10 protein-coding genes are annotated in these 8,915 nt (G+C 44.1%); 4 read left to right on the plus strand and 6 right to left on the minus strand.

All coding sequences use genetic code 11. The features are described 5' to 3' along the window. Positions 1-696: ABC transporter substrate-binding protein (locus RAC60_RS21780; RefSeq protein WP_375094330.1), on the plus strand; the 696-nt coding region annotated here is incomplete at its 5' end. A gap of 353 nt (positions 697-1,049) precedes the next feature. On the opposite strand, the gene RAC60_RS21785 is transcribed toward RAC60_RS21780, so the two are convergent. Beyond that, on the minus strand, positions 1,050-1,334 hold the full coding sequence (locus RAC60_RS21785; protein ID WP_029569599.1) for a hypothetical protein: 285 nt from the start codon (positions 1,332-1,334) through the stop codon (positions 1,050-1,052). Between the two features lie 211 nt (positions 1,335-1,545). Between RAC60_RS21785 and RAC60_RS21790 the strand changes: the two genes are divergently transcribed. Next, the gene (locus RAC60_RS21790; protein WP_259018415.1) at positions 1,546-1,671 is read left to right on the plus strand and encodes a hypothetical protein; all 126 of its coding nucleotides are present in this window, start codon (positions 1,546-1,548) and stop codon (positions 1,669-1,671) included. A 308-nt stretch (positions 1,672-1,979) separates the two neighbouring features. On the opposite strand, the gene RAC60_RS21795 is transcribed toward RAC60_RS21790, so the two are convergent. From RAC60_RS21795 to RAC60_RS21810, 4 genes are all read right to left on the minus strand, one after another. Then, positions 1,980-3,917, minus strand: coding sequence for a methyl-accepting chemotaxis protein (locus RAC60_RS21795; protein ID WP_375094332.1), 1,938 nt, complete (start codon positions 3,915-3,917; stop codon positions 1,980-1,982). Between the two features lie 437 nt (positions 3,918-4,354). Then, positions 4,355-4,978 (minus strand): AraC family transcriptional regulator ligand-binding domain-containing protein, encoded by a 624-nt coding sequence (locus RAC60_RS21800; protein ID WP_375094334.1) that lies wholly within the window; start codon positions 4,976-4,978, stop codon positions 4,355-4,357. A 444-nt stretch (positions 4,979-5,422) separates the two neighbouring features. Continuing rightward, a complete protein-coding gene (locus tag RAC60_RS21805; protein ID WP_375094335.1) occupies positions 5,423-5,587 on the minus strand; it encodes a hypothetical protein in 165 nt (54 codons plus the stop codon). Positions 5,588-5,718: 131 nt separating this feature from the next. Further along, positions 5,719-6,111, minus strand: coding sequence for a hypothetical protein (locus RAC60_RS21810; RefSeq protein WP_029569596.1), 393 nt, complete (start codon positions 6,109-6,111; stop codon positions 5,719-5,721). A 645-nt stretch (positions 6,112-6,756) separates the two neighbouring features. On the opposite strand from RAC60_RS21810, the gene RAC60_RS21815 reads away from it, so the two are divergent. Next, positions 6,757-6,996, plus strand: a complete 240-nt coding sequence (locus tag RAC60_RS21815; protein ID WP_375094336.1) for a DNA polymerase V — start codon at positions 6,757-6,759, stop codon at positions 6,994-6,996. Beyond that, positions 6,996-8,258 (plus strand): translesion error-prone DNA polymerase V subunit UmuC, encoded by a 1,263-nt coding sequence (gene umuC, locus RAC60_RS21820; protein WP_375094337.1) that lies wholly within the window; start codon positions 6,996-6,998, stop codon positions 8,256-8,258. Before RAC60_RS21815 ends, umuC begins: the two co-directional genes overlap by 1 nt. A 73-nt stretch (positions 8,259-8,331) precedes the next feature. On the opposite strand, the gene RAC60_RS21825 is transcribed toward umuC, so the two are convergent. After that, positions 8,332-8,595, minus strand: a complete 264-nt coding sequence (locus RAC60_RS21825; protein WP_375094338.1) for a hypothetical protein — start codon at positions 8,593-8,595, stop codon at positions 8,332-8,334. Between the last annotated feature and the right edge of the window lie 320 nt (positions 8,596-8,915).

Raw genomic sequence — 8,915 nt, forward strand, 5'->3', positions numbered from 1 at the left:
CAGGGATATGGCCTTGCATTTTGGGGTAATCAGACGGGGTTTGCATATGATCCAATGCAAATGAAAAATAACACACTTCCGCAAACGCTGGACGAGCTTCAGGTTTTCATCGACAGCAACCCAAAACTTTTTGGATACAATGATCCTCAAAATGGCGGAGCCGGTGAAGCTTTTATACAAAGAGTTCTTACGCTAAAAGGAGAGGGTAAATATAATCTTGCAGATAAAAAAGTCCCTGTCATTTTGCAGCAATGGAAGAAAGGATGGCAATGGTTCATTAATAATAAAGATAAGATAACACTTACAAAATCCCAGGCTGATAGCCTGACCCGCATTAATGACGGAGAGCTTGCTCTTGCTCCGGCCTGGGAGGATCATTTGTTAACCCTTCAAAAAACAGGAGCAGTGACGTCACGTATCAAGTTTTACATACCTGATTTTGGCATGCCCGCCGGTGCTAATATTGTCGTTATGGCAAAAAACTCAGCGCACCCTGCCGCCGCCGCACTTTTCATAAACTGGTTAGTCAGTGAAAAGACGCAAAGTGAACTTAAAAATGTATTCGGTTCCGTCCCTGTGAATAAAAAGGTCAGTAACGAATTCGAAAAAGCTCAAGAGAGGGTCAGCTTTTATAACAGTGCTTACAGCATTGAGCTCAGGAAAGAGTTTTCGAATCGCGTATTACTTGGGCAATGACAGATTCCAAACAGGAAATTCTCGGGCATGCTGAAAGTACAGGAATATTGGCGGTGATGAGTCCGCATTATTATCAGAAGTGATGAGAATCGCCGTCACTATTTCATCGCGCTGAGTGAAAATCTGAACACTTAAACGAGCCTATCGCTAAACCTAACGTTATTTATCATTTGTCAGACATAACAACAGGGATCAAAGGCGTAATTTCTCCAGAGTAAATGCTCCTGAAAGGAGCTGGAGGAAAAGCGCCTTAAAAGATTATTCTCATCACAATAATGGGTGAAGACTGTCCGCCATGAGCAAGTCTATAGCGCTGCATAATGTCACAAAACCGCCCGTAGGCGGCCTTTAAGTTAAACGGGATGCTCGATCTGTTGGAAGTTGCGTGGCGGCGGGTCTCCGTCCTCGCGGAACTGATCGTTTTGTTTTTTATGCTCTTTCATGTACATCAGCGTTTGTCTGACTTGATATTGCGTCTGGATTTCCATGTTTTTAGCTGCACCGTTGTCAATATCGTTTTTGACCAGCGTGAGCACTTCAATGCCTAAACCTAGCATTTCATTGCTGTCCAGAACGGCACTGCGGAGCAGCGTACTATAATCCTGCAGTTTCTCAATCTCGTCGTCGGTATATGACATAGGTAAATCCTTACGTTTCGGGTTATGCAACTGAGTTGTTCGCTTTAAAGGAGCGTACAAATTGATGATGAATCAAACCCTGTCATACCTTCTAACAGATACGGTTTAGCTGTCCATGGTTGGATATTGAGTAGCATGCCGCCACGCTTGAAGCTCCGTGGGCGCTCACACTCAGGCGATGAATCTATTTAGCTGAGGAACTGCCCGGGTTATGACAATCAATTTGATTAAGAAGAAACTGTTTGAAAAAACCGACCTGATTAAATTGCGCAGTGAGAACCTGACTGGACGGCCGGACGGCGCGGGTGCAGAACAGCGCCCCAAAGGGAAGGTGTAACGCGCCGTCCGGCACGAGAGGAAGTATGAAGGCCAGCTGCAACAGAAACAACTTTAAAGAGGAACCCGTTTAAGGCCGTACTTCGGATGTTATGAGCGAAGCTCATAGGGTAATTGGGTGATTAATGCCAAATATTTGAACAGGCGTTTGATTAGTCCGCCGGGCCTTTAATTGCAACAGTATAACTTTATCATGGCTTTAAATGAGATAAGCCATCCCTGAAGATGGCTTATCAAGTGCAAATACAGACGCAGTTTTGTAAAAGTGTTGCCGCGTTAAATGGCACACAACTAAAATATTTTAACCACTTATACAGCGTTTGTACGGAAAACGCTGACAGCATCTCTCAGGCTTGCTGCCCTGTTTGCAAGTTCATCAGCAGATGATGCAGACTCTTCAACCAGTACGGCATTCTGCTGCGTAACCTGATCCATCTGTGTCACAGCAATATTTATCTGAGATATGCCCGCACTCTGTTCTTCAGAAGAAGATGAAATCTCTCTGACTAGTTGCGATGTCTGCTCAATAGCTTCCACGCTTTGCTTAACTTTTTCACCGGCATCCCGGGCCATCGAAATTCCCTGTTCGGCATGCTCAACTGACTGCTCAATCAGTCCTTTAATCTCCTTCGCCGCTCCAGCCGATCGCTGTGCCAGTGCTCTGACTTCAGATGCAACAACAGCAAAGCCCTTGCCGTGCTCACCTGCCCGGGCAGCTTCAACGGCTGCGTTTAAAGCAAGAATATTCGTCTGAAACGCTATCCCGTCAATAACGGAGATGATCTCTTTAATCTGCCCCGCACTGTTGCTTATCTTTTCCATTGAATTCAGCACTGACTCCATCGCCTCACCGCCTCTTAAGGCCGCACTGGTAGCGGAATTGGCCATTTCAGCAGCATGACGGGTGTTATCCGCATTATTGCCGATGATTGACGATAACTGCTCCATACTGGCCGCGGTTTCAGCCAGAGAGGCTGCCTGCTCTTCCGTTCGTGCCGACAGATCACCATTTCCGCGAGCAATTTCTTCAGATGACGTAGCAATAGTGACAGCGTTGCTTTTGATGTTTTCAACCGTAAGTGTAAGTCGCTGACTCATTTGCAGTAATGCCTTGAGCAGTCCGGCAGTTTCATTACGTCCTTTCACCGTAAATGTTGACGTAAGGTCACCACCTGCGACTTCAAGCGCAAGCTTTGAGGCTGCACTGATAGGCTTGGTAACGGAGCGAATGATAATCAGAGCGAAAATTACTGCTAACAAAACGATAAAAACAAGAACGGTCAGTAGAGCATATTGTGCATACCGGTGTTCCTTAATCTGCCCATTCAGCATTTCATTCAGTTCATTACCTCCGGCAATGGCGTAGTCGCTGAATTTGTTAATAGCGTGCGTAAAGAGCGCTGCATAGTCCTTCGGGTTCTGATTCGTCATGCTCCGGTTAATGAAAATCGCTTCAGCGGTTTTGAGAGCACTGTTTGCCTCCTCAACGGCTGCATCTGCATTTGCGCTAAATTTTTGCTTAAGTGTGTTATCAGATAAAAACAGTTTTTCAGAATCCTGAGCAAATAAATTCAGGTTATACGAACCATTACTGATTAAAGACTCCATACGGACAGAGTCTGCTTCACTTATGGTTTCATTTCGGGCAAGAAGTGACGTGCCGAATGCACGTATTTTCCCAAGGCTTTCGGTCAGCTCAGGCAATGATGAAAAATTACTCGTAATTAAACGGTACGTGTTGATATCTGAATCAAGTGAAAGGCCGTAAAAATCCAGCACATCACGGTTCGCGTTCAAAAGGTTGCGGATGAGGAGGGCATGCGCATCAAGGCTGGCTGTCAGAGTCAGTTGTGAAGAATCGATTCTCTGCTGTAGCTGGCTCCACTGTGTGCGCACATCATTGATTTTGCTGATTATGGCAGCGCTGCCTTCTGTCTTGGCCATATCTTTGGTAATAACATCAGTGATGTTTTCAATTTCATCTCTGACCTGAACGCGGGACGGTGTTGCGGGATTTTTGGTTGCAATGGCAAGGGCGGTTTCTGCACGATGGCGCTGTATCAAATTGAGCAGGGCTAAAATCTTATTTTCTACGGGTACACCTGTTACCTCTCGTTGCTTATCCTGAATGTATTTATTACCTTCGGACACAAAAAGCATGGTAGGAACTGAGAACAGAACAAGGGAAAACAGGCCCAGAATGGCAAATTTGGCGGTAAGACTTATATTGTTAAGAATCTTATTCATTTTTAATTCCTGGTGAATTAATTCGTTATAGTGACAATTACAAAAGATACATTTGTAACGCACCTTAATCATTATATCGGTAATTCACTCATTAACTTTATACCGCGAGGTTGAATTACTTCTTTATGCAATTAATTTTTAGCAACGTTAAACAAAGTACTTAAGCTAAATAATCATCATTTCATGGGATAAAGTTCTGAACACATCAGCATTAGCCTTTACTGGATTTTCGTTTGATTACCTTTACTAAGGCTTCTGAGTCGACTGAAAAAGATACCGGAGGCACACCAGATTATTCGCATATCGCGGCAAGGCCCTGTCGAAGAGAGCGTTCACCTCTGGGCCCACCTCGACACCATCACTGATGGTTGTGCCATCGATAGGCCCAGTTTTTTTCAGGCTTCGCCCGAGGTCAGGATATTTTGCTTGTGATATGGCTAACCGGCAGTAATGAATTGTCGAGAAGCATCTAGGGCTGAAAAGGTTATTGAGGGGAGCGTACCTTGACTGACAGCAATGCCGAAAAATTGTCCATAGCCTCTTATATGAGCACCGGTAGGAACGGCGGGCAGAATTACCTGACGTGGTTTAACGGGTTCACGCATAGCGATTCGGGCAAGTCGCAGAAGAAAACCAATTCCAGCGACCTGAAGTGATGTTGGCACATCCATCTTAACCATCATCCACCGAGGCGTAATTTTGAGTTCGCCTGCTTCATTTACATCAATCTCAAGCTCGATGGGGCATGCAAGTTGTATATATACAGCAATCCGCTTGATTGTTTGCATGAAGCTGCCGCTACACAGTGCTGCGACTAAAGCGGAGTTGAACGATTTAGCTGTTAAGGTTTCAATGACTCGCAAGGGAAACATAGCATCACCAGACTCAGTTTCCATCGCGCGCCATAAGCGGAAACAGTCCTCAGGAGAAAGCGCCAGCCTTTTACTAAAAAAATCTTCTGGAAGTGCCGCGCGACGCAAAATATTTTCAGGCCGAAGATTCAAATTTTTGACCAAAGTCTGCCAAGCATTACACACTGGGAAGAGGGTATTTAGAACCATAATCACTCCACGTATGAGTCTGGCATACAAGCACACAATTGCGCTAACAGGCTAGATGTAATGCCAAAGGCATTTTACTCTACCTTCTCCAAAAGGATTTTCTCATGAAAGCGAAGCGGTAGTATGTGATCAGGGCTAAATTAATCCGCTTTTTTACGTTACTCATGGTCTTTACTGGCGTTGCGGATGCACCTGTTGGCTGAGGAATTACTTTCTAACCGCAGAGCCTTCGCCATAGCGAGTAGCGGGCTAACCGCCTTAAGAAGGTGCGACAAGGGAATAAACATACGGAGTTGTTGATACAAGATGCAGATAGTCAGTTAAGCTCAACAGTTTCTTAATTCTTGGTAAGAAAAATGATATGCCCCTTCAGGTAACAGGTTGAGATTTTTTAGTTTCTTATATTCCTTAACAAGGCATAAATTTTTTTCAATTTTAACATCATTATTTATTAAGTGAGGTATCTTCTTCATCTATCTGAAATAATTTTTTATTTTCTAAATCCCAGCCAGCAACGAACCACATTTTTACTGTATGTGTTTTATCTCCTTCCATTACTACTCCAAAAAGTAAAGGTATGAATTGTATGTTAAAAGCATGCTTTTGCATTGCTCAACCATTACAGCGACATGAAAAGTGCGTTATACTCTGTCTTTATATAAGCAAATTTGTTTCAACGGTTTGCCGATAAAGGCCGGGTATATTACGCACTTTTATCTTCGAGTTTTATTTTCTCTCAATCAGAGATCATTGTCCCCTATTTCGTCTAACGGGGCCCACAGTCCTGCTGTCCTGGCAGTTACACTGTGTTCAGTTTCTTTAATATTCATTCGTATCTCAGCTAACAACGAGGAATCACTCAAACACGGAACGGTATAAAGACTAATAATTAAATTATCTACTGGCCTGTCTTTTCGGGTTTTATATATCATGCGAGCATAATAAGCTCTATATAAATCCTTCAAATCCAAACTGCTTTTAAGGCTGAGTTTTACCTCTTTTTTGAATAAGGTGGGCATGGCGTAGCCCATTGAGCCAGCTAGTGGCGCACCGTAATATGTTCTTCCATCTTCAAGGCTTATGACCAGTTCTCCTTCATTAAGAATTGTCAATTCAGTTATACATGTTGGCATGTTTATCTCCTTTTGAGAATTTAGCCGCTTAACGTTGAATCGGTCCCACCAAAATTGGGAGGGCCTCTTAAGCTGAATTTGATTGAATCATGTTTGCGAATGAAATAATAAAAAACTATAGCTAATAACAAAAATGAAAATCATCGTAAATTGCTGATTTTAATATAATTAAATGGCGTGTTGCAGGGATGTTAAATATTGCCATTTTTTGGTTGATAACAATATTATTATTAGATTCATAAAGTGGTTTTCTCTTTAGAACATGCACATTTCAGTGACATGGTATGTCTTGAAGAGTTTCATAAAAATTTTGTCTGGGGAGTCTTTTTGCCCTAGACACCACCATTTTCTTCAGTGGATAGGTTTTAGATTGACCTGAAATTGGCCGGAACAACACACTCGCAGATTTTTATGAATGGGGCACAACCTTGCTGTTTGAATCAGGGCAGGACATACATTTATGATTCAGAACTATTTCTGTGGCAGGGGGTAAGTTTTGGTTAAAGTTGCACCAAGCATTTTATTCCCGCACAAAAATCCCTTTCCAGCCAACAGCTTTACAAAACTCCTAACCGAGGCGGCTTGATCATTTACTAAGTTTAACTGTACTGTAATTATATACAGTACTTATTGGAGGGTATTGAAATGCCCCGTGACTACGAAATTATGATCGCCTTTAGGCAGGCAATGAAACGTGACGTTGAAGGTCGCTACACACTCAGCACGCTCGATTTCGTACGTGAGCTCGAACGACTTAACTGGCAGTACACGCTTCGTGCGGCTAACGAATGGATCGAAGCCCATACGACAACCTTTCGTGATATCTCTCCTGCAGAAGGTGAGGAAAGGGTATTTCAGGTTTTCAATCCAAACGGTGGCATCTGATGTTTGCCCTGGTTGACGTAAATTCGTTTTATGCGAGTTGCGAAACGATTTTCAGGCCAGACATCCGTGGAAAACCCGTCGTGGTACTGAGTAATAACGATGGCTGTGTCATTGCCCGCTCAGCGGAGGCAAAGGCGTTACAGATACCAATGGGGGCGCCTTATTTCAAGCTTAAGGATGAATTCAGACGGCAAAACGTTCATGTCTTCAGCTCCAATTATGCGCTGTATGCTGATATGAGTAACCGCGTAATGACGACGCTTGAAGATATGGCCCCGGCCGTAGAGATTTATTCGATTGATGAGGCCTTCATGTGCCTGGATGGTATAGAGAGGCTGACGTCACTTGAGGAGTTGGGTAGGAAGGTGCGCGCCAGAGTTAAAATGGAAACACACCTGACAGTCGGCGTGGGTATTGCGCAGACCAAAACGCTGGCCAAATTAGCTAACCATGCTGCTAAAAAATGGGCTAAAACTGGAGGCGTGCTTGACCTCTCTAATATCGAACGGCAGAAAAAATTGCTGGCGCTTGTGCCAGTTGAGGACGTTTGGGGCGTAGGTCGGCGCATCAGCAAAAAACTCAACGCCATAGGCATTACCACAGCCAGAGATCTCGCGGAGCAAAGCACCTACATCATCCGTAAGCATTTCAATGTTGTGCTTGAGCGGACCGTTAGAGAGCTGCGTGGGGAGTCTTGTCTGGAGCCGGAAGAGTTTGCCCCTACTAAACAGCAGATTGTATGCTCACGTTCTTTCGGCTCGAGAATTACTCAATATAGGGATATGCGGCAGGCTGTATGTTCATTTTCTGAACGCGCGGCCGAAAAGCTGAGAAAAGAAAAGCAGTATTGTAAACAGATAGCTGTTTTTGTCCGAACCAGTCCACATGCAGAGGGTGAGGTCTTTTACGGGAATCAGGCGACAGGCAAGCTGCTTGCCCCCTCAAATGATACGCGTGACATCATCCGTGTGGCAGTGGATGCGCTCGACCAAATTTGGATGGACGGACACCGCTATATGAAAGCAGGCGTTATGTTGGGCGATTTCTACAGCCAGGGGGTGGCTCAGCTCAATCTGTTTGATGAGTATAGGCCACAGGCCAACAGTGAGGCATTGATGCGTGTCATCGATGGCCTCAACCAAAGCGGTAAAGCAAGCTTGTTTTTTGCGGGACAGGGTATTGAAAAATCTTGGGCGATGAAACGCGACATGCTTTCGCCAGCCTACACGACCCGAATCACTGACCTGCCAATAGCGAAATAAGGTAAATGCCCCTAAGTTACTATGGTCATGGTTCTACCAAACCGTCATAAAAGACGGTTTGGTAGTTTTGATATCAGTGTATCGTGCCGGATGGGGGGAAAATGTGCGCATAAGCGTTTTTGAAATTGGCACATGACTCAAGATGTTCAGACAACACGTTTACTGTCTGAAGTGCATTGAGTATTGCCCTACGTTTTTGAGCATCTTTCTCCGTTCTCAGAAAAAAACGCAGACGTGATGCCAGAGATTCGTTACTGACCACTGCATTTTCATTGATCAACGATAAAAGGGCTTCACCAGTGACAACATTCGTCACTTTTTCGTTGTCTCCTAACATAGCATTCTCCTCATTACCTGGCTTTAAAAGCGTCCGACGGTTCGGACTATGCTGCCGCTTCGTGGCGGCAGCATATGTTGTATTTTATTGAGTATAGTCTCAGGTCCAGCAAAACATACAAAACAGACTTTTCCGGAAAATTTTGAGGGTTTAATCTTAAGGGTTAATACCTGAGAAAATCCAGGATAGGTCTTTGATGAATGTAAAAGATGGGCATGTCGTGCATGAGAATTTACTTACAATTTTAAAAGCTGCAAGAGTCATCAACTATTGTAATGTGTGGGTGCATAATTTATACCGCACATCACTTGATGGGAATA

Origin of the sequence: Pantoea sp. BR_17 (assembly GCF_041955125.1) — a bacterium.
Lineage (GTDB): Bacteria > Pseudomonadota > Gammaproteobacteria > Enterobacterales > Enterobacteriaceae > Pantoea > Pantoea stewartii.